The sequence below is a fragment of the Vibrio sp. L85 genome (genome assembly GCF_963871815.1).
GTDB classification, from domain to species: Bacteria; Pseudomonadota; Gammaproteobacteria; order Enterobacterales; family Vibrionaceae; genus Vibrio; species Vibrio harveyi.
In genome coordinates, this window is sequence record NZ_CAWMYL010000168.1 from 85,956 (window position 1) to 106,752 (window position 20,797).

15 protein-coding genes and 8 tRNA genes are annotated in these 20,797 nt (G+C 44.6%); 6 read left to right on the forward strand and 17 right to left on the reverse strand.

Translation table 11 applies throughout. The features are described 5' to 3' along the window. Nucleotides 1-48: 48 nt before the first annotated feature. From AACR11_RS16520 to AACR11_RS16545, 6 genes are all read right to left on the reverse strand, one after another. Entirely contained in the window at nt 49-534 is a 486-nt protein-coding gene (locus tag AACR11_RS16520; protein WP_009696661.1) for a hypothetical protein, read from the reverse strand. A 352-nt stretch (nt 535-886) separates the two neighbouring features. After that, nucleotides 887-960 (reverse strand) — tRNA-Cys (locus tag AACR11_RS16525). A gap of 167 nt (nt 961-1,127) precedes the next feature. Further along, nucleotides 1,128-1,201: transfer RNA gene (locus AACR11_RS16530), tRNA-Cys, on the reverse strand. A gap of 5 nt (nt 1,202-1,206) precedes the next feature. Continuing rightward, nucleotides 1,207-1,282, reverse strand: a tRNA-Gly gene (locus AACR11_RS16535). A gap of 97 nt (nt 1,283-1,379) precedes the next feature. Beyond that, nucleotides 1,380-1,466: transfer RNA gene (locus tag AACR11_RS16540), tRNA-Leu, on the reverse strand. Between the two features lie 367 nt (nt 1,467-1,833). Then, nucleotides 1,834-3,723, reverse strand: a complete 1,890-nt coding sequence (locus tag AACR11_RS16545; RefSeq protein ID WP_029790853.1) for a methyl-accepting chemotaxis protein — start codon at nt 3,721-3,723, stop codon at nt 1,834-1,836. A 267-nt stretch (nt 3,724-3,990) separates the two neighbouring features. Between AACR11_RS16545 and AACR11_RS16550 the strand changes: the two genes are divergently transcribed. Continuing rightward, nucleotides 3,991-4,779 (forward strand): lipase family protein, encoded by a 789-nt coding sequence (locus AACR11_RS16550; protein ID WP_029790851.1) that lies wholly within the window; start codon nt 3,991-3,993, stop codon nt 4,777-4,779. Between the two features lie 82 nt (nt 4,780-4,861). Here the strand turns inward: AACR11_RS16550 and AACR11_RS16555 are convergent, their stop codons facing one another. The 10 genes from AACR11_RS16555 to AACR11_RS16600 all read right to left on the reverse strand — a co-directional run bounded on the left by AACR11_RS16555 (nt 4,862) and on the right by AACR11_RS16600 (nt 14,377). Further along, nucleotides 4,862-5,107: a hypothetical protein gene (locus tag AACR11_RS16555; protein ID WP_005446964.1), complete on the reverse strand. Its 246-nt coding sequence runs from the start codon at nt 5,105-5,107 to the stop codon at nt 4,862-4,864. A gap of 137 nt (nt 5,108-5,244) precedes the next feature. Continuing rightward, on the reverse strand, nt 5,245-6,768 hold the full coding sequence (gene amyS / locus AACR11_RS16560; protein WP_029790847.1) for an alpha-amylase: 1,524 nt from the start codon (nt 6,766-6,768) through the stop codon (nt 5,245-5,247). 320 nt (nt 6,769-7,088) lie between these two features. After that, nucleotides 7,089-7,162, reverse strand: a tRNA-Cys gene (locus AACR11_RS16565). A gap of 5 nt (nt 7,163-7,167) precedes the next feature. Further along, nucleotides 7,168-7,243 (reverse strand) — tRNA-Gly (locus AACR11_RS16570). Between the two features lie 97 nt (nt 7,244-7,340). Then, a tRNA-Leu gene (locus tag AACR11_RS16575) sits at nt 7,341-7,427 on the reverse strand. Between the two features lie 245 nt (nt 7,428-7,672). Next, the gene (gene dld, locus AACR11_RS16580; RefSeq protein WP_029789295.1) at nt 7,673-9,379 is read right to left on the reverse strand and encodes a D-lactate dehydrogenase; all 1,707 of its coding nucleotides are present in this window, start codon (nt 9,377-9,379) and stop codon (nt 7,673-7,675) included. A gap of 447 nt (nt 9,380-9,826) precedes the next feature. Further along, nucleotides 9,827-10,729: a LysR family transcriptional regulator gene (locus AACR11_RS16585; RefSeq protein WP_029789294.1), complete on the reverse strand. Its 903-nt coding sequence runs from the start codon at nt 10,727-10,729 to the stop codon at nt 9,827-9,829. A gap of 214 nt (nt 10,730-10,943) precedes the next feature. After that, a tRNA-Cys gene (locus AACR11_RS16590) sits at nt 10,944-11,017 on the reverse strand. Nucleotides 11,018-11,251: 234 nt separating this feature from the next. Then, a complete protein-coding gene (gene viaA / locus AACR11_RS16595; RefSeq protein ID WP_005443815.1) occupies nt 11,252-12,706 on the reverse strand; it encodes an ATPase RavA stimulator ViaA in 1,455 nt (484 codons plus the stop codon). 9 nt (nt 12,707-12,715) lie between these two features. Then, complete coding sequence (locus AACR11_RS16600; RefSeq protein WP_009696114.1) at nt 12,716-14,377, reverse strand: ATPase RavA domain-containing protein; 1,662 nt, start codon at nt 14,375-14,377, stop codon at nt 12,716-12,718. Between the two features lie 271 nt (nt 14,378-14,648). Here AACR11_RS16600 and AACR11_RS16605 point away from each other — a divergent pair, with 271 nt between their 5' ends. The 5 genes from AACR11_RS16605 (at nt 14,649) to AACR11_RS16625 (ending at nt 19,490) form a co-directional block, all read left to right on the forward strand. Further along, complete coding sequence (locus tag AACR11_RS16605) at nt 14,649-15,164, forward strand: NUDIX hydrolase (RefSeq protein ID WP_017818795.1); 516 nt, start codon at nt 14,649-14,651, stop codon at nt 15,162-15,164. A 24-nt stretch (nt 15,165-15,188) separates the two neighbouring features. After that, on the forward strand, nt 15,189-16,193 hold the full coding sequence (gene ltaE / locus AACR11_RS16610) for a low-specificity L-threonine aldolase (RefSeq protein ID WP_009696116.1): 1,005 nt from the start codon (nt 15,189-15,191) through the stop codon (nt 16,191-16,193). Between the two features lie 78 nt (nt 16,194-16,271). Next, a complete protein-coding gene (locus AACR11_RS16615; RefSeq protein WP_029789291.1) occupies nt 16,272-16,598 on the forward strand; it encodes a c-type cytochrome in 327 nt (108 codons plus the stop codon). A gap of 218 nt (nt 16,599-16,816) precedes the next feature. Further along, on the forward strand, nt 16,817-18,349 hold the full coding sequence (gene yfcC / locus AACR11_RS16620) for a putative basic amino acid antiporter YfcC (RefSeq protein ID WP_005443800.1): 1,533 nt from the start codon (nt 16,817-16,819) through the stop codon (nt 18,347-18,349). A gap of 145 nt (nt 18,350-18,494) precedes the next feature. Beyond that, entirely contained in the window at nt 18,495-19,490 is a 996-nt protein-coding gene (locus AACR11_RS16625; RefSeq protein ID WP_029789290.1) for a succinylglutamate desuccinylase/aspartoacylase family protein, read from the forward strand. A 112-nt stretch (nt 19,491-19,602) separates the two neighbouring features. Here AACR11_RS16625 and AACR11_RS16630 read toward each other — a convergent pair whose 3' ends face one another. After that, entirely contained in the window at nt 19,603-20,724 is a 1,122-nt protein-coding gene (locus AACR11_RS16630) for a multidrug effflux MFS transporter (RefSeq protein WP_029789289.1), read from the reverse strand. Nucleotides 20,725-20,797: the final 73 nt, after the last annotated feature.

Consider the following 20,797-nt stretch of genomic DNA (forward strand, 5'->3'; position numbering starts at 1 on the left):
CATCTGGTTTATCGTCAACCAACCGAAAACTCGATTACTCACTTTGGACTACTGCTTATCTTTGTACACATCCAAAACGGGCTCTGCGCAAGTACCGTTTATACAGATGTCCTGATAAGTAGTATGGCAACTTTGACAAAACGAAGGCGCCAATGAAGGATGTGAATGGCTAATGTCTTTTCCTTTACGGTCATAGCTGCCATAAATTGCCATACCTCCAATATGTTCTGTCACCCACACGATACCTTCTACTTCTGAAATCGCCACCGCCGTCGGTCCATCTGTATACGGACCGTGAGTTTTGTATTGCTCTATTTTGTTCGGATTCACTCGGATAGTAAGTGGTGACCCCTGACCATTGTTGATCCAGCTGTAGGCTCTTACGGATTCTTGAATAAATAGTGAAGTATCTGGCGGCAGGACAGTATCTGCAGGTAGGTTTTGTGACTCTTTAACAACGGGCCAATCTTGCCACCCTTCTGGGTAACTTGCCATTGACGCTGCAAAAGCAGTATAAGATGCGGTGCTCATCATCAAGACTACGATTTGCCTGCTCAATTGTCTTAACACGTGTATTTCTCCATAAACCGAATACGCTCTTCCTGAGCAAAAAGACTAACACTTTCATATATTAACAAGTGTTAATATATGATGCTATCAATTAGCCCTTAGTAATGCACATAGTTTATAGACAACAACGTTCTGTTAATACAGTTGAATGATCAAATTGGGATCGTTGAGCAGTTATGCCCAGTCGAAAATCAGGGTGAAATAGAATTAAGAGTTAGATGTAAAGGTTATTGATACTTTTGTCGAAGAATCACAACGAAAAGGCGAATTCTCACGACCGATTGGTCAGAGGTCTGAATTGAAACAAGAAAGAGAATGGAGGCGCCTCCCGGAGTCGAACCGAGGTCCACGGATTTGCAATCCGCTGCATAGCCACTCTGCCAAGGCGCCATAGTGTTTCGTATTGAAACTTTGAAAAGTTCGTAAGAGCGTTTGCTCTTTCGATTATCACCACGTTACTAAACCGAGATAGAGTCTTTTATCTTCAACGCCTTCGTTTTAATAAGCAGCAATTATACAGTAAACATTCAATAGATATGTAATGGTACTTTATTGAATGGAGGCGCCTCCCGGAATCGAACCGAGGTCCACGGATTTGCAATCCGCTGCATAGCCACTCTGCCAAGGCGCCTCAACTGGAGCGACACACGAGGTTCGAACTCGTGACCTCAACCTTGGCAAGGTTGCGCTCTACCAACTGAGCTAGTGTCGCATAATTTGAGATGGTGCCCCGAGCCGGAATTGATGGTCCAACACTTGGCCGGTCAACTCGACGGCGGGATATTAAATTCACCCACTCAATTTTCGGATGGTGCCCCGGGCCGGACTTGAACCGGCACAACGCGAACGTCGAGGGATTTTAAATCCCTTGTGTCTACCAATTCCACCACCAGGGCAACGCAATCAATGCGATGGTAACACCACCTGCTCTAACGACCTGCGCCGTGAGAACGAGGCGTACTTTAACGGATTAAGATTTTAGGTCAACAACAAATTTTGTGTTTTTGATTCATACGGTTAAAAAGCAAACTTATTAGATCATACAATCACCAACTCGAATAGTATTTCATCGCTCACTTTGCCAACCGCAAGCAGAATTTGAAAATTCTTCTGAACTAAATTCGATGTTGACGTGTAGATCTACGTCATTAAGTTTAAGAATTCAGCGTTTGAATTAACCCCAGGGTCAAAGTTTGATTTTAGTTCCCCATAATCGAAAACCGGGCACTAAGCGCCCGGTTCTTATACATACAAACGCTCAGTTTAAAGCTTAAATCGAGAAAGTTCCGATTTTAAGTTATTCGCTAAGAGGTTCAATTGTTGCGCTTGCCCAACAGCATCCACCGCATCACTTGCCATGACTTCACTCACTTCACGAACCGACTCAGTATTAGCATTTATTTCCGCAGTCACTAGTGATTGCTCTTCTGCAGCAGACGCTATTTGTGTTGCCATATCACTAATCTGCTGGATCGCCTCTCGGATTTTTGACAGACTCTCGCCAGCCAAGTTAACGTCATGGACACTAGTTTTTGCCATGTCATGACTTTGTGTCATCACTTTCACTGCACCATCTGTAGCTTGTTGCAAGCGCTTTATCTTATCCTCAATCTCTTCTGTTGAAGCATGTGTACGTTGCGATAGCACTCGTACTTCATCTGCAACGACAGCAAAACCGCGCCCTTGTTCGCCAGCTCGCGCCGCTTCAATAGCCGCATTCAATGCAAGTAAATTAGTTTGCTCTGCAATTTCTCGAATTGTCGCTAAGATGGTTGCTATCTGATTTCCATGTTCCTCAAGCTCGCTAATTATGGAAACAGCATTGGTAAGTTCATCAGCAAGTTCGTTGATTGACAACTGGCTTTTTTCCATTTGTTTAAAGCCTTGCTCACTAAGTTCAACAGAATGGCTTGCACTTTTCGCTGTGTTGTCAGCATTTGAAGCTATTTCAGCCGTCGCAGTCGCCATTTCAGTTACTGCGGTAGCGACCATTGTAATTTCATCTTGTTGCCTACTAACACTTTCATTACGTTGCGTCGCATTTACATTGGCATGATCAGCGCCTTTCGTCATCGCCGTCGAAACTTCGCTAACATTTTTCATCATTTGACGTAAGCGATCTACGAATACGTTGAACTTATCTGCCAATTGACCAACTTCATCTTGGCTAGATACCTGTAGTCTTCGAGTTAAGTCTCCTTCACCTTCTGCAATATCAGCCAGCGCCTCACTTACACGACCAAGTTCAACTAACTGACGCGCAACGAACCAAGAGGTAGCAATTGCCATAACAATTAGAACAAGCAGCCCCGTGGTAATTTGACTACTAATCATGTCAAATAACGGTTGTTCTAACACGCTCTTGTCCATTTCAATAACGAGTAACCAATCGGTATTTTCAATGGGTTCTGCCATCACGACTTTATCTTGCCCATCAACAGTAGTGAAAATTGTAGCTAAGTTTTGAGACGCTTGATTTAAGCTGTCAATATTTAGCTCAGGTGCAATCTCAGAGACCTGTTTCAAGATAAAGTCTTTGTTTTTATGCGCAACGACCGTACCTTGACGATCGATTAGAATTGCTTGACCAGCACCAGGCACCTCAATTGCCAACACGTCTTTTATCAACTTATCCAAAGCTAAATTAGACGCTGCGACACCGATAATTTGTTCATTTTCAATAACAGGGTCAGTAAGTGTCACAACGAGTGTTTGCATAGTTACACTAACATATGGTTTCGTTGTTATTGCTTTGTTTTCCGCCAACGTTTGCTTGTACCATCCACGTACGCGTGGATCGTACCCAGATTTGTTTAACGAAGGATCGTGACGAAACATCTCTCCTTGTTTGTTGCCGTAATAACTAAGACCGAAACCACCAGAGATTAAGGTTTGCCGTAAGTGAGGAACAATATCCAATGAAGTATCGAGCTGAATTTGTCGCTTCAAGCCATGTACCGCTTGCTTCTTGTCATAAAACCAATCACCAATACCTTTTGCATTTGCATGTAATATATTTCGACTTTCACTTTCTATTGCTTGCCAACTATTGGTTTGAAAGGTCTTGTAGCCAATAAAAAGAAGAATCGCAGATGTGATTGCAATTGCCAAAACGACAGAGAAAACCATTTTCCTCTTTAGACTTAATTGCATAAATAGAGCCTCTTATAAAACCACTGATAAAAAAGAATTTTCTCATCTAAGCAATTCTTTTTCAGCGATATAAACCTCACATCAATTCAATTGGTTACATATAATCATCCATTTGTGATTTGCATTCAATTGTGGGTACATATAAACAGTGCGATTTGTTTAATCAACCATTAGGCAATAAATCTAGTTAACGTTTTTCTTCTTATTCATGTCATTTTAATATTCTAGTTTTAAAATCTTCTCTTGATACCGACAAAGTAAATCAACGTGAAGCCATTAAAACGATACCAATACGAACGCTACGCCGTGCTGTGTAATCTCGCTTATCCCAGAGTATTTAGGCAGACACGTTATGGATTTGACCCTAATGGGCAGCGGATCATTAAAAACGAATTTGGCAAAACCATGATCCGTGTTTTATGGAGTAAAAAACGTACTGAGGTCGTTGTGGTTATTAAAGGCTCGCACAGTATTACCGATTGGTTGCTGAACTTTGCCATGTGGACTCGTAGCTGCAAGCGATTAGGACTTAACTATCGCATCCATGCAGGTTTCTACCATTTGTTGTTTCAAGAAAGCCAACCTTCTCGAAATGAAGATCGTCTCGGTTTGAGCGTGATTGAGCGGCTAGAAGCCACCGTTGTACCTCTGATTCTACAAGGTAAGCGCATCACCATTACTGGACATTCGTCGGGCGGCGCAATTGGCAGCGTGTTTGCCGACTATATCGAACGTAAGTACCCAAAAAGCATCAAACGAGTGGTGACATTTGGTCAACCAGCGATTGGTGATTGGACATTCAAGAAACGCTATCGTTTAAGCCACAAAACCTATCGAATCTGTTGCGACATCGATATTGTTACTTTTATGCCTCCGGTACCTTTTCTTTATTGGCATGTAGGTAAAATGTTGTGGCTTTATAATGGAAGAATTTATGAGAACACGCCAACGTTAATGCGCCTTGGGCGTTCTTTGGTAAGTTGGTTGATCCGCCCTTTTTCCTATCACTTAATGAGCAAGTACATTCGCAACAAAGACTTCTTTGATGAGCGTTAATCCATTACTTCGCTTTCTTGTGATTCAGCGACAGATACAAAAAGAGCCAGTATTAAACTGGCTCTTTGTTCTTGGTTCAGAATTACAAAGACGCAATTTCTTTATCAAGTTGGTATTTGTTGTCAGTAACGATGCGCTCTAATACTTCGACGCGCTGTTTCAGGTCGTCTATTTGTTTGTTAAGACCATCTCGCTCTTCTTGATTCATCAGTTTACGCTCAGAGATTTCGAGCGCTTTTACTTCCTTGCGATGATTAAGAATCAACTTAACGATACCACCACCGAATATTGCACCGAATATAATCGCAATAGTTGCAACTTCCTGCATAGATTCCTTTCCTTAATCTGCCTACTGATAATGCTCAACAATAAAGTTACGCATTTGTTTCATGAATATCAAATAAGACATTGATTAAATGCATGCTATTTTCGAAATTGGTCACACCTGCAACTCTGCACTCGAGATTATTTAACGCCAACCCAAACAGAAACCGATCCGCCGTTCACTGGGAATTCCGCCCATCCACTAGCGTTAGTCCATACTTCTTCGGTACGAATACCTAGTTTATCGACATAACGTGTGCTCGGTGAACCTGTGTACATCCACTTTGTTCCGCCAGGACCATCACTCATGATAACCGCCATAGAGTTCGGATGCTCCGCATCCCCTTCTCGTGTCCAACCAATCACATCCCAGTGGTCAAGGTAAGAATGTTGTTTACCATAAGCATAATCTTTACGTGCTTTCACCAATTGCTCAATGTAAGGCACTTTCACCATGTTGATATCGTGCCCTTTATCGCTGTATTGCGCACCGTAGTAATCTGCGTAGAAGACTGACGGATAACCTTCCTCACGAAGCAAAATGAATGCGTACGCAAGAGGCTTGAACCACCAATCCACCGGAGACTCTAAGGCCTGTAGTGGTTGCGTATCGTGGTTCTCAACCAGTGTTACTGCTTTCACTGGGTTGTCTTTCATCAAGGTGCCATCCATGATTCGGCGCATATCAAAGTTGCCACCAGAGCGTGAAGCGTTATAGAAGTTCATATGTAACGGAGCATCAAACAATGACATGCTGCCAGAAGTCTTAGTGATAAAGTTGTGCAGATTGTTCACGTCGTAGTTCCAGTACTCACCAACGGTAAAGAGCTCTTTGCCCGTTTTCTTACGCAAGTAATCGATCCACTCTTGTAGGTACTGATATTTGATGTGTTTCACTGCATCCATTCGGAAGCCATCAACACCCGTCATGTTTAAGTACCATTCACCCCAATCTTTCAGCTCTTGCTTCACTTCTGGGTGATCCATGTCTAGGTCTGCGTACATGAGGTAGTCATAGTTGCCTTTTTCAGAACTGACTTCCCAATCCCATGCTTTACCATCACCTTTGAATTTAAAGATCGCTTTCTCTTTACCTGCGTCATCCCAATCGACGCCATCAAAGTGATACCACGTCCAATGGAAGTCCGAGTATTTATCGTTACGTCCTGGGAAGCTAAATTCAACCCATGCTTCAATCCATTTATCGCCAAGTTCAATGTTGCGGTTATTCCAATCCACACGCTTGGTATCGACCCACGACTTGCCATCTGCACCGCCACGATGGTTGAACACTACGTCACCATAAATTTGGATATTGTTTTTGTGTGCTGCTTTGATGGCATTTAGATATTGGTCTTTGGTGCCGTACTTAGTTCGTGCCGATCCTTTTTGATCAAACTCCCCTAAGTCATACATATCGTAAACACCGTAACCAACGTCGTTGCTACCACCTGCGCCTTTATATGCTGGTGGCAACCACAGCGCTGTAAAACCGTTGTCGGATAGTGCTGGCGCATTGTTTTCAACTTGTGTCCAGAGTGCGCCGTCATTTGGCACATACCAATGGAAATACTGCATCATAGTTCCATTTTGTGCCGCCAATACCGGCGAACTCAGCAGCAAAGTTAAAGGTAAAAGTGTGGGTTTAAGGTTGAATGTTTTCATTATTTTTCTCTCACGTTTTAGAACGAAGTTCGAACTTAGAGAGCCAACATGACGACTGGAAGAGATCCAACTAACCGTCTGTTGTACAACAAAAAGTTCGGACTACAATCGTGGAGAAATTATCACCAATCACCCTCTACAATTATTGAGTTGTGTAACATTTATAAAACCAATAACTAATTGAGCGCAATTATTGAATCACGATCAAATAATCAGGGAGGAGATAACCAAAAAGCGTAGCGAAATTGAGACTTAAGCGATGAATTATCATGCTTTAAAACGAAAAAAAGCCCGTCATGATGACGAGCTTTCGAAAATAATGGAGGCGCCTCCCGGAGTCGAACCGAGGTCCACGGATTTGCAATCCGCTGCATAGCCACTCTGCCAAGGCGCCTCAACTGGAGCGACACACGAGGTTCGAACTCGTGACCTCAACCTTGGCAAGGTTGCGCTCTACCAACTGAGCTAGTGTCGCATAATTTGAGATGGTGACCCGAGCCGGAATTGATGGTCCGACACTGGGCCGGTCAACTCGACGGCGGGATATTAAATTCACCCACTCAATTTTAGGATGGTGCCCCGGGCCGGACTTGAACCGGCACAACGCGAACGTCGAGGGATTTTAAATCCCTTGTGTCTACCAATTCCACCACCAGGGCAACGCAATCAATGCGATGGTAACACCACCTGCTCTAACGACCTGCGCCGTGAGAACGAGGCGTACTTTAACGGATTAAGATTTTAGGTCAACAAAAATTTATTCTTTTTGATTCAGATGGTTAAAAACACGACTGAACGTATGGGAGTTGAGCGATTCGATTAAAATTCAAACCACTTCTACCACCATTTATTACTAAAAAGAGCCACTGTTTAAGCGACTCTCCACATCATATCGGTTTAGTGCTTAAGCACAACAGTTACAGTTGCGCTTGTAGCGGTCCATTTTACCTATGCCTGGGTTAAAGGTGTTGGTCGGGTCAAGTTGATGATAGAACTTTTGTAGCGAGTTTTCTGCTTCATATAAGTGACCTACGTTGTGTTCTGCTGGGTATTTCGCGCCACGACTATTTAGGTGCTCCAGCATCAGTTTCTTCATCAGCTTGGTGTCTGTACCCTTCTTAAAGATGTAGTCTTGGTGGAACACATAACACATGAAATGCCCATAATAGAGAGACTTAACGAGGTTCTTACTTACTTCCTCAGGTAATGTTTCTAACCATTCTTCATCGTTACGACGTAACGCAATGTCGAGAGCAACAATGTCTTCCACTTCCTTGCGGTGAATGGTTTCGTAACGAATTGCTGCACCTGCCGCTGCAAAACGGTGTAGATACGCTTTCTTACCCTCTTCTGGTGTACATTCGAAGAAGTCACTATCGTGCTCAGCTGCCCAAACCTCTTTGAGGTATTTCTGCGCTTCGGCAATACCGCCGTCACTCATTTTAAGTACAAGATGGTGCTCGTACTTATCACGGTATTCCAACATGCGCTTAGGAAGGTGCTGTGGGAATAGCTTGCTTGCGTAGTAGAGAATAGTATCTGGCAGGTATTTACTGACTAACGGTACACGCTCTAAGAAGTTTTCAACCTTAGCTTTTAGCGAGAACATCTTAGGCAGATTGTCTGTGCCTAATAAATCGATAGAAAGGAAAACGTCTTTACCGTATTTCTCTGCCATGTTGAAGATATCACGGTGAAGGTACTCACCCATTTCTGGTAAGTTTTCGAATTGAGTAAGGAAGTCTTTTCTCAGCTTGGTCAATTTCTCTGGATCGTTAGTGCCTAAATAGAACACCTGCTCTTTCTCTGGGATTGGATAGCTGTCGACTCGAACCGCAAAAACGCCGAGTTTACCCGCACAACCACTCGCATCGTACAGACGACGTTCGTCGGCATTAAAGCGCGATGGGATATCAGAAGTCACATCACGAACACGTTCGTCGTATTCTTTATCCGACGCCATGCGTTCATCATGAATCACTTTATCTGGGTCGAAATTACCATCTTGGATGTTCTGTAAGATCTCGTCAGGCGTCGAGCCTAATCCTTCAATACCAAGGTGGTTAACAAGATTGAGCTTACCGTCTTTGTCCACCTGAGCGAATATGGCTAATTCTGTGTAAGCAGGACCACGTTTAACCAAAGCGCCACCAGAGTTGTTCGCAATACCACCTACAACTGTTGCTCCAAGAGAAGAAGAACCAATCACCGAATGCGGCGCGCGATTAACTGCTCGCAACTCTTTTTCTAACGAATGCAGACTCGCCCCCGGAAGACAAACGGCTTGCTTACCCCCGTCTAACAGATAGATTTGCTTCATCTTGGTGATATTGATCACCACCACATCGCGGTCGTAATCACTACCACTTGGCGCTGAGCCTTCGGTCAGACCCGTCTTAGCCGCCTGCATGATGATGATGCAATTATTGTCGACACATTGTTGGATGACCTTCCACTGCTCTAGCAGAGTCTTAGGAAAAACCACCGCCAACGCCGTGCCGCTTCCTGAGCGAAAACCGCTGCGATAATACTTGGTTTTGATTTGATCGGTAAGGACATTTTCTTCCCCGACAATGGTGACAAACGCGTCGATGAGCTGCTTCTGTTTCATATCCGTATCTCTAGTTATTATACCCAGCCAATATAAGTAGTCCGAATCTGAACGTCCATGCCACCAAAGTCCGATAACGACGCCCAGATCAAGTTAACTACATTAATTACCCATACATTCAATCACTTAAAATTCTTAGAACTGTAAAATCAACAAAGAAACTTATCGTTTCCAAAAAGAAACAATAGCAAAGTACATTGTTAACAAATGTGCACGATATCGAAGAACAAGAAAGTTAAAAGGGATGACAAGGCTTTGTATTCCTGACCTTGTCAGAATATTGAGTCAGCACAAAACCACAACATGTGAATACCATGACGTTATAGCAGCGTTATATGGCTGTGACATTGCCGATCACTGAAGAAAATAGTTAGAGTGGAGAGTTTAAAATTTAGAGCAAATCCCTTCAATCAAAGGAGAATCACTCCTTTGAGAAAAGTTGAGCCACTAGAATTGATGGTTACGACGTTGAAAACACTGATACAGGTGCTCGATAAAGATCTTAATCTTTTCTGGTTGCTGGCGGGTGTATGGGTACACGGCATAAATACCCAAGCACTTAGCCGTTTCGTCTTTAAACAACTGAATCAGCTTACCTTGCTGCAAGTCTTCATAAACCAGCACCCGAGGCACATAAATGATACCTTGCCCCAGCAAAGCGACGTTACGTAACGCAGATGAGTTATTGGTACATAGATTCCCATCCACCTTAACCTGATACACCTCATCATCACGCTTGAAAGCCCACTCACGAGCCCCTGTCTCTTGATAGGCGTAAACCAAGCAGTTGTGCTTAGTGAGATCGTCCGGCGTTTTTGGTTTGCCATGTTTGGCTACGTACTTGGGCGATGCACACACAATCCAGTTTGCATCAACAAGCTTGCGTGCGATTAGGCTTGAGTCTGGTAAAACCCCAGTACGAATAGCAAGGTCAAAACCTTCGTTGACGATGTCAGCAAACCGGTTGTCCAGTTCCATATCAATGTTGATATCAGGGTAAGCTTGGTTGAATTCAGAAATAACCGTAGGAAGGATAAGTTCACCAGAGATGGTAGGTACCGTAATCTTGATATTGCCGGATAGGTTCTTACCCAAACCAACAATCGACTCCTCGGCGGTTGCGACGGCTTGATAAACACTACGAGCATGTTCGAAGAAGGATTGCCCTGCTTCTGTCAGTTTAAGCGTGCGTGTGGTTCGATAAAGCAGTTGAACACCTATCTCCTGCTCTAATTTGGCAATACGCTTACTGACGACCGACTTAGTAAGTTCCATTTGTCTTGCTGCGGCGCTGAATGAACCTTGCTCAACCAAATGATAGAAAATAATGTAGTCGTCGGTATTTCTCATGTGTCTTCACTGCTTCCTTGTTGAAGAACATATTGTAAAGGGCTTTAAAGCTAAATGCTGGCTGAGAAGTCACACTTGAGAAGCGCATTTATCTGTATGCAAACACTCCGCGAGTGCTTGTTCAGCTTGCCAAGCATCACCAATAGACCAGCTTTCGCTGGTCTATTGGTGATGCTTTCGCATCTGGATATCGCCATTGCCATACCCAAAAATATGGAGGCGCCTCCCGGAGTCGAACCGAGGTCCACGGATTTGCAATCCGCTGCATAGCCACTCTGCCAAGGCGCCAAATTGTTTACGCTTAAAGGCTCTGCCCCGTAGCGTTGGTTGCTACTTTACGGATTCAGGAAATATAGTCAAACAAAAATCCAAAATTTCTGTTTGTTTGCTTTGTTTTAAACCAATCCGATGTTAATTCGACCTACACCGCCCAGATTTACTCACTTTGGTTAAGACAAATCAAAACAGATAGACAAAAGAAAAGCGGCAATCAGTGCCGCTTTTCTCTCTTAACTCTCGTGGTTAACCGTTGGCAACGCGTTTAAACAAGCGTCCTACTACGTTTGGATGGTAAGACCAAGTGTGGTCAAACATCGACATTAACGCTGGGTTGCCGTACTTCGACAAGCTGATAGCATGGAAGCGGTTCTTCTTCGCTTTTAACGCATCGACTTTTGCAAGCAACTCATCTTGCTGTTTTGGCGCAATGAAGTCTGAAATAACAACCATATCGGCGTTTTTGTATTTGTCGCTGTTCATCAAATCGATGGATTTAATCAACGTTGGCTCCAAATCTGTACCACCATGGAAGCTGTAAGTTAAAAAGTCGGCAGCTTCACGTAACCCATCCTGACGAGTTAGCTCGTAAGTAATGTGCTCAGTGGAGAAGATAATCACGTAGCAATCTCGTTGTTCAGCGAGAGCGATTTGCATCAGTGCATAAGCCATAGCTTTAGCACATTGCTCTGGGAAGCCACTCATCGAACCTGACGCATCAACACAAACGATAAACGGTCCTTTTTCAACGTCCACCGCTTTATGATCTGGTTTGTGCGCTTTTACCTTACGCAGTGTGCGAGACTTACCTTGCGTGCGGTAGTTCATCAAGCGTTTATCAACCAAATGCTTGTAGAACACCACTTCCAGCTCTGGGTATGCCAAAAACATGGTTTCGTTAGGGAGCAGTTTATTGAGATCGTCACTTTCATGAATACCGACGATGTCGTCTGTCGCTTCGTCACTCTTTTCCTCAACCATTTGCAGCTCTTCTGCTGGCGCGCGGTTGAGGTCTGGATCATTCACTTGTCCCGCCATGCGACCAAGCTGTTCTGCGATTTCTTGTAAGCCTTTGTGCTTTTTAAGGAACTCTGCGTGGCGCTTCATCACGGTTAAGTCGGTTTTACTCAACTTAGCTGACGCCATATCCCATAAACGCCCTACGCTTTCTTCGTCACCAGACTCCGTCACTTTATCCATGTTACGCATGGTTTCCATACGCTGATAAAGGTCGTTAAGGACTTTTTCTTTGTTCTCTTCAAGCTCAGAGACTTGTGCTTGTTTGATTGCTTCTGCAAGGCTTTGATACCACTGGTCACAGAAGTAATGAGGGAACATCGGGTTATTCACGCCCTTGTTCTTCTCCATCATGCGACGCGCTTGCATGTAAAACGCTGAGTGCCATTCAAGCTTCTTGATCACATCATCAATGCGCTCAAAGAACTCGTTCTCATCCCAATAAATCACTTCTTGGTAGAGTGCGAGCTCCTGTTGAAAACGTTCTGTCTCACAGACTTTTGTCATGCGCTTTTTCACGTTGCCACGCCATTTAAGCAGATGGTTTTTCACTGAGGATTTCATGCCTCGGTTTTCTGCCATCATCATGACTTGTGAACGCGCCATTAAATCGTTAACCGCACTATCAATGATGCCTGAATCCGCCACCATGAGCGCTAAGTTGAGTCCGTCTGCACCTAACATGTCGTCTCCTTAAGAGAAAAACTGATGTAAGTTTTTGAAGCGTTGAATGATCTTCTCGCTTTCACCTTGGATAGACTCAAGTCTCTGGCTCACCTGTTGCAGACTCGACTCCATTAGACGTGGTAACTCTGGATCCACGAAACTGTGTGGTAATGCACCATGGAAGTTGGCTTTAACCTTACGCATATGATGTTCAGCTTCGCTCAATTGGCTGACTGCTTTTTCGCTTTCTGCCAACCATTTTTGGTAAAGCTCAACGTCTAAACCTTGTTGGGTAACCAAGCTCACCAACACGCCTCGGTTAGCAATGTCACGGATCACTAGGTTGTTGGCAGCATCGACATCAAAACGCAGACGACACATATTGGTGTTTTGGTTCACGTAACCATACACATCGCCATGACCTTCTTTGATCACTCGATCAAGCTCGTCTTTTGGCACGTATACCCAGCGACTGTCGCCCTTCTCTGATTCAGAAACCGACATGTTGCTTTGCAGAATAACCAGTTTAACCAGATTCACCGCCGCACCTACTTTGTAAGTTTTCGCTTTGGATGTATCGAAGCTCATGGTTTCTTTGCGAAGCAGACCGGTTGCCGCTTCTGCGTTTAGCGTCATGCGATATTTGTCTTCAAGCTCATGCTGTACATCAACCAAAGATTCACGACAGTATTCGATCTCTTGCTCTGCTTCTTGCTGGTCAAAGGCATGTTTAAGTGCGAACTCTTGAATCACACCGCGAACGACATCGCGTGACTCAGGGCTGTTCCATAAACAATCTTGAAGTAGCAGAAGATCAAGTGGATTGATTTCGTCACGCCCATTAAAGAACGCGCTCGCTTTAAGCAGTTTGACCGCTTTCTTCCAACGGCGGTCAGACACGTACATGTCCGTTAATGAGGCGTCGCCAAACTCAGACTCAACTTTGGTTTCCAACATGGTTTTTAGTTGGAATAGCTTTTCGAATGCGTTGTCGGTCAGAGTGAGTTTGTCGAGCTGTTGTTGCCAGCGGTGGTATTCTTCGTCTGTGATCGCCAAGCCCTCTGGAACTTGCGCTTCTTGAGACGTACCCACCGTCAGCATGGATTTGAAGTTTTGTTTATCCTGAATGCGGTTTACAAACACGCGCACCAACATACGGTCGTAAAGTGCGTCTAAGCCGCTGTCTTCATCTGGCAGTTCATTTGATGCAGAAACCAAAAGGCGCATCGGTACACGTTCGATATCGCTGCCGTTCTTAAATGTCTTTTCGTTCACAACGGTCAATAGCGTGTTCAGAATCGCAGGACCCGCCTTCCAAATCTCATCAAGGAAAACCACTTGCGCCGTTGGTAAGTACCCTTGAGTAAGACGGACATAACGACCGTTGTCTTTTAGCTCTTGAATGCTCAATGGACCAAACACTTCTTCAGGTGTTGAGAAGCGCGTCATGAGGTATTCAAAATAACTGCTATTATCAAAAGCTTGGATAAGTCGTTTTGCGATTAAGCTTTTTGCGATCCCTGGAGGACCAAGAAGGAAGACGCTTTCGCCGGCAAGAGCGGCAAGAAGACAGAGTTTGATGGTGTGTTCGCGTTCGTAAACGCCATCAGTTAACGCTTTCGCTAGCTTGTTGATACGCTCTGAAAGAAGCGCCTTTTCTGCATTAGATGCGAAAGATGGTTGAATCATAGAAGCTCCGGCTGTTGAACTGAGGCTGTATATATAATTTTATACATTTGTTATCACTTTGTTACAAGTGTATTTTTTAGTGAACCTCGTTTATACCAGATGCTCTTCGCGCGCGTGCGCGAGCAACCATAGTTTTCATTTATGAGACATAACTCACTGAATGTGCTGGTTTCGCAAGAGTATGAAACCATTTTCTTCTTTTGTTTCCGGTGGTTTGTGGTTAATGTGCAAAACACGTCAATGCGCGGTTACAGCTAGGATCCACAACTGCATGAGCAATACAATTCATAAATGGAAGCAGATTTCTCTGGTCGAAGAGGAAGTTAAACTACCAACTGGTCGGATGATCACACATACCACTATCCAACACCCCGGTGCTGCCGTTATCTTACCTATTACTTCAGATGGCAACATCGTTCTTGTTAATCAATTCCGTCCCTCTCTTAACAAATGGCTGCTTGAATTGCCTGCTGGCACACGTGAAGGCGATGAAGATCCATTGCACTGTGCTCAAAGAGAGTTGGAAGAAGAAACAGGATACAGCGCCGAAAAGTTCACATCGCTTGGTCAAGTAACCCCTCTTGCTGGTTTCTGTGATGAAATCCAGTACTTGTTTGTTGCCGAACAACTGAACAAAACCAATCGATACGAGTGTGACGACGACGAAGTTATTGAAGTAGTGACATTGTCACGAGAAGAACTCGAACAACAAATTATTCAAGGCATTATTACGGATGCCAAAACTATCGCTTGCCTAAGCAAAGCTCGTCTTTGCGGTTATATTTAGGTCTTTTCGACCGAGGAGAGAATTATGGACTTTCGATCAGATACCGTTACGCAACCTACACAAGCAATGCGTGAAGCAATGTTTACCGCTCCTGTCGGCGATGATGTGTACGGTGATGACCCAACCGTTAACGAGTTAGAGCAATTTGCGGCTGAGCTTGCGGGCTTTGAAGCGGCAATGTTCACAACCTCAGGCACACAAGCAAACTTACTTGGCTTAATGGCACACTGTGAGCGCGGTGACGAATACCTATGTGGTCAGCAAGCGCATAACTACAAGTACGAAGCTGGTGGCGCTGCGGTACTGGGGTCTATTCAACCTCAACCAATTGAAAACAACCCAGACGGTACTTTGCCATTCGATAAGCTAGAAGCTGCTATCAAGCCAGATGACGCGCACTTTGCACGTACTCGCCTACTTAGTTTAGAGAACACCATCAACGGTAAAGTGATTCCTCTTTCCTACCTTGCAGAGGCTCGTGAGTTTGTGAACAAACATAACTTACAGATGCACCTAGATGGCGCTCGCGTATTCAACGCAGCTGTTGCGCTTGATGTTCCAGTGAAAGAGATTGGTCAGTACTTTGATTCGATGACTATCTGTTTATCTAAAGGTTTGGCTGCCCCTGTCGGTTCATTGCTGCTTGGTAGCAAAGAGTACATCGCAAAAGCGCGCCGCCTAAGAAAAATGGTCGGCGGTGGTATGCGCCAAGCGGGTATTCTTGCTGCAGCCGGTAAACTAGCCCTTACCGAGCAAGTAGAACAGCTAAAACAAGACCACATCAACGCAAAAACCTTGGCGGAAGGTTTAGCGGAATTGCCTGGTTTCTCTGTTAATCCAGAATTTGTTCAAACCAACATCGTTTTTGCCAAGCTTGATCCACAAGTGGATATCGCTGGTATCGCAGAAAAGATGAAGGAGCAAGGCATCACGATTACCCCAGGAAACCCAATCCGCTTCGTGACGCACAAAGATATTTCAGCACAAGACATCGATACCTTCCTATCTAGCCTTAAATCTCTGCTTTAACTTGATTTTGATCATTGAGCTTCCCCTAAGGGGAAGCTTTATTCTATGCGCTTTCAAGAACTACAATGAGTGCATTCAATGCTTAGATACGTGCTTCTAACGTCTCTTCTTCTCTCTTCCTCTGTTGTGGCGAAACCTTTCGGTGACGTTGATAAAGGTAAGCTTAAATCGCCAAGCTGTGTTTACTGTCATGGTTCGAACGGCATGACAACAAACGACGCCTACCCTAACCTAGCTGGTCAGAATGCTCAGTACCTGTATGATTCTATGAAAGCCTATCAAGATGGGCTTCGTTCAGGTCCTTTGGCTGAGATGATGGCAGCCCAATTACGCATGCTGAATGATGAAGATTTACGCGATGTTGCCGCGTTTTATTCAGAACAAACACCTCATGCAGAAAAGTGAATAATTATGGGACTTGTGAATCACCACAAGTCCTAACTCCGTTTTCATTCGCACAACATCTAACCAAAACAATTAACCATTAAATCATTGATAAGCAACTCAACCCTCTTCAGATCAAATTATTGATGAATTTATAGTTCATCAACTCAGTTAATATTGACTTTTTATTCTATTTTATCGATATTTCATGCTTTCTATAATTCTACGTGAAATAGGTTATGTCTCACACACACGCTCAGCCATCGGAATCGGCGGCAACCCCAAAATCATGGCAGATGCCTGATACCCTCATTTTGATCTTCATTGTTGGTATTCTTGCTGCGATTCTTACCTACTTAATCCCTGCTGGTCATTTCGATAGCCAACAGGTGACCTACATGGTCGACGGTGCAGAAAAAACTCGTACTGTTATCGATCCATCTTCTTTCTCTTATGCAACCGACGAAAACGGTGAATTGGTTTACAACAAGGTTGGACTGTTCGCTTCAGGCGGTGGCATTGGTCTAATGAACTTCCCATTCGAAGGTCTGGTTTCAGGCTCTAAATGGGGCAGCGCGATTGGCGTTATCATGTTCATGCTGGTTATCGGTGGTGCATTTGGTGTGGTAATGCGCACAGGCACAATCGACAACGGTATCTTACGCCTTATCGACAAGACCAAAGGTAACGAAGCGCTATTCATTCCAGTTCTGTTTTTGCTGTTCTCTTTGGGCGGCGCAGTATTTGGTATGGGTGAAGAAGCCGTTGCATTTGCGATTATCATTGCGCCACTAATGGTTCGCCTTGGCTACGATGGCATCACTACAGTTATGGTGACCTACGTTGCGACTCAGATTGGTTTTGCAACGTCTTGGATGAACCCATTCTCGGTAGCGATCGCGCAAGGTATTGCTGGTATTCCGGTTCTGTCTGGTATGACTGTACGTATGGGTCTGTGGGCTGGCTTTACACTTATCGGTATTGCTTTCACTATGATCTATGCAGCGCGTATCAAAGCAAACCCTGAGCTTTCTTACAGCCGTCGTACTGACAAATACTTCCGTCAGCAAGAGCTAGGTGACCACGATTCTCGTTGGAACCTAGGTGACACCCTAGTTATCCTTACGGTTATCGCAACGACAGTATGGGTTGTTTGGGGCGTAGTGGCTAACGCATGGTACATCCCAGAAATCGCATCTCAATTCTTCACTATGGGCTTTGTCGTTGCGATCATCGGTACAATCTTCCGTCTGAACGGCATGACGCTAAACTGTGCGGCTGACGCATTTAAAGAAGGTGCAGCAATCATGCTTGCCCCTGCTCTATTGGTTGGTTGTGCGAAAGGTGTATTGCTTATCCTAGGTGGCGGTACTACTGATGAAGCAAGCGTACTGAACTCGATCCTGAACAGCGCTGGTGGCGTAATCAGCGGTCTTCCTGACGTTGCTGCGGCTTGGTTGATGTATGTTTTCCAATCTATCTTCAACTTCTTCGTGACTTCAGGTTCTGGTCAAGCAGCGCTGACAATGCCTCTATTGTCTCCTCTTGCAGACATCGCTGGCGTTACACGTCAGGTAGCCGTTCTAGCATTCCAACTTGGTGACGGTTTCACTAACGTTATCGTTCCTACTTCAGCGTCGCTAATGGCAACACTGGGTGTATGTCGTATCGACTGGGGTGACTGGGCGAAATTCTGCTGGCGCTTTATGCTATTACTCTTTACCCTATCGAGCATTGTCGTCGTCGCAGCTCACGTGATGGGTTTTGCGTAAACTGATTACCAATATCCCCAAGCAACTTAAACGCGAAAGCAGAGTTTGGGTATAAAGAATAAGGCGAGACAAGTTCTCGCCTTTTTTAATTCAAGCCGTATGGCAAACAAGCATCCAAGTAAGATGTTTTGGAGTGACAACTTTAATGGCAACACAATTTTTGGATGACGTAATTCAAGGTCATCAAGTCATTCAATCTCTTGACGTAAAAGACTTGCCTGCAGGCGAGCACAAGTTTTGGTTCCGTATCGCAACCAACGCCCTATCTCAATGGCAACATTTGCCTGTGTTGGTTTTCAAAGGCGAAAAACCGGGTAAGAAAATCATGATCACAGCAGGTGTTCATGGTGATGAATACAACGGTGTTTTAGCGGCGCAAAAGACCGCTCGTGAACTGATTGGTAAAGACATCGCAGGTACTGTAACTGTCGTTCCGACCATCAACCTAACGGGTATGCTGAACCACAGCCGTGACTTCTTCTCTGCAGATCCAGATGCATCTCCTGCAAACTTAAACCGTTTCTTCCCTGGTGATGCAAACGGCAACGAAGCAAACCGCTTCCTGTTTGCTTTATGGAATAACCTTCTTAAGCCAAACGCAGAACTGGCGATTGATTTGCACACTCAAACCACCGGTGCTGCTTACCCGCTGTACGTATTTGCCGATTTCCGTATTGAGCAATCTCTGGAAATGGCTCGCCTCATTAACCCAGATGCGATTCTTAACGATCCGGGTGACGCTGGTGTACTTGAAACTGTCTGGAACAACAGCGGCATTCCAAGCATCACCATCGAGGTAGGCATGGGTCGTTACACAGAACAAGAGCTGATCGACCGTACCGTGACTGGCATCTTCAATATCCTTGCTCGTCATGACGTAGTGACCGGTGAAGTTGCAGAGATCACGCCTTGCCTAGAAGGCAAAGACATCATCAGCATTCGTGCCGAACTGGGTGGTTTTGTACTACCACAAGTGAAGATGATGGATAAGGTAGAGCAAGGTCAATTGGTTGCGATTCAATACGACAGCTTTGGTGATGAGATTCAGCGTTACACAGCGCCAACAGAAGGCACGGTACTGAGCCACAACATTGAATCGATCCGAGCGCCAGGTTCTTTGGTTGTTCGACTGATTAAGTAATACCTTTGAATTTAATAGTTCACAAATTCAAACTGTTAGACTCAAACCAATAACAAAAAGCCCTGCATTACTTGCAGGGCTTTTCTTTGTCGGTCTCTTCAATATACTTCAGCTAAACTTTACGTGACAATGTCACTAACAAAACCAAAGCTGCACACGACATAAGAACAAATCCAAGGTTTTGAATCATTCCAGCTAAACCTAGACCCGAACCAATCATCAAGTAGTACATTAATCCTAGCAATGCCCCTGCACTGCCCGCTTGCTGCTTGTAATCAACCAAAGCGGTACTCAGTACATTTGGAATGGCGATACCAAATGCCATCACAATGAATGACATTGGAACCAAGAACCAAATCGATGTTTGCAGCATAAACACACCGAAGCCTCCGATGATCAAAAATGCTGATGCAATCCAAAGCAAATGCGTTTGTGAGCGACCTTTTGCTAGCAATGACTTGTTCATCAAACTGCCAATTAAGGTACCAACGCCCAATATCACACCGCTGTATCCGAACTGCTCAGAACTCAGTCCGAGCTGCTCAAAAGTGAATGCGCCCAATTGGTAGTATGCGAATAAAGCAATGTTGTAGAGCGCAACCAACAACGCAGATTGCCAGATTTGAGCATCTTTCAGCATTCGTCCAAGTAATGAACCTATGTTTAGCGGCTGCTTTTGAGTTTGTGTTTCAGGTAGATTAACCGCGTTGTAGCACAGCAACACAAGCGCCAAAATAAACAACGTAAAGAACACAACCTGATAGCCACCGAGTGCTGTTAACTGACCGCCGAGTAACATGCCAATCACTGGGCTAATGGAAATACCCATGCCCATAACGCTAAATACTTTGCTTAGCTCATCGCCTGAAAAGCTGTCTCTTAGCATGGTTTGTGTCACGACCGACCCAACCGCAATCCCAAAAGCACTGAACGCACGAGCCATCATCATCACGTCAAAGCTTTCTGTTTGCATCGCGACCAAAGCAGATACGCCGTAAACCAACAACCCTGCCAGCATGGTCGGGCGTCTGCCCCACTTATCTGCCAAGATTCCCCAAATCACCACACCAATAGCAAACGCAGAAAAATAGATAGATAGGGTTTGCGCCGCTTGTGAATACGTCACAGCAAACGACTGAGCAATATTACCTAGCGCTGGGCTGTAAATCGTCTCCACAATTTGCGGAAACATCAGCATCACCACCATCAACCCAATAGAAGGTTTCGTTTTCATTTTTACCTCTCTGTCCCACCCCTGCCGAGATTTCGTGGCTTAAGTGGGTAACGAACTTAACTTGGCGTGCAGT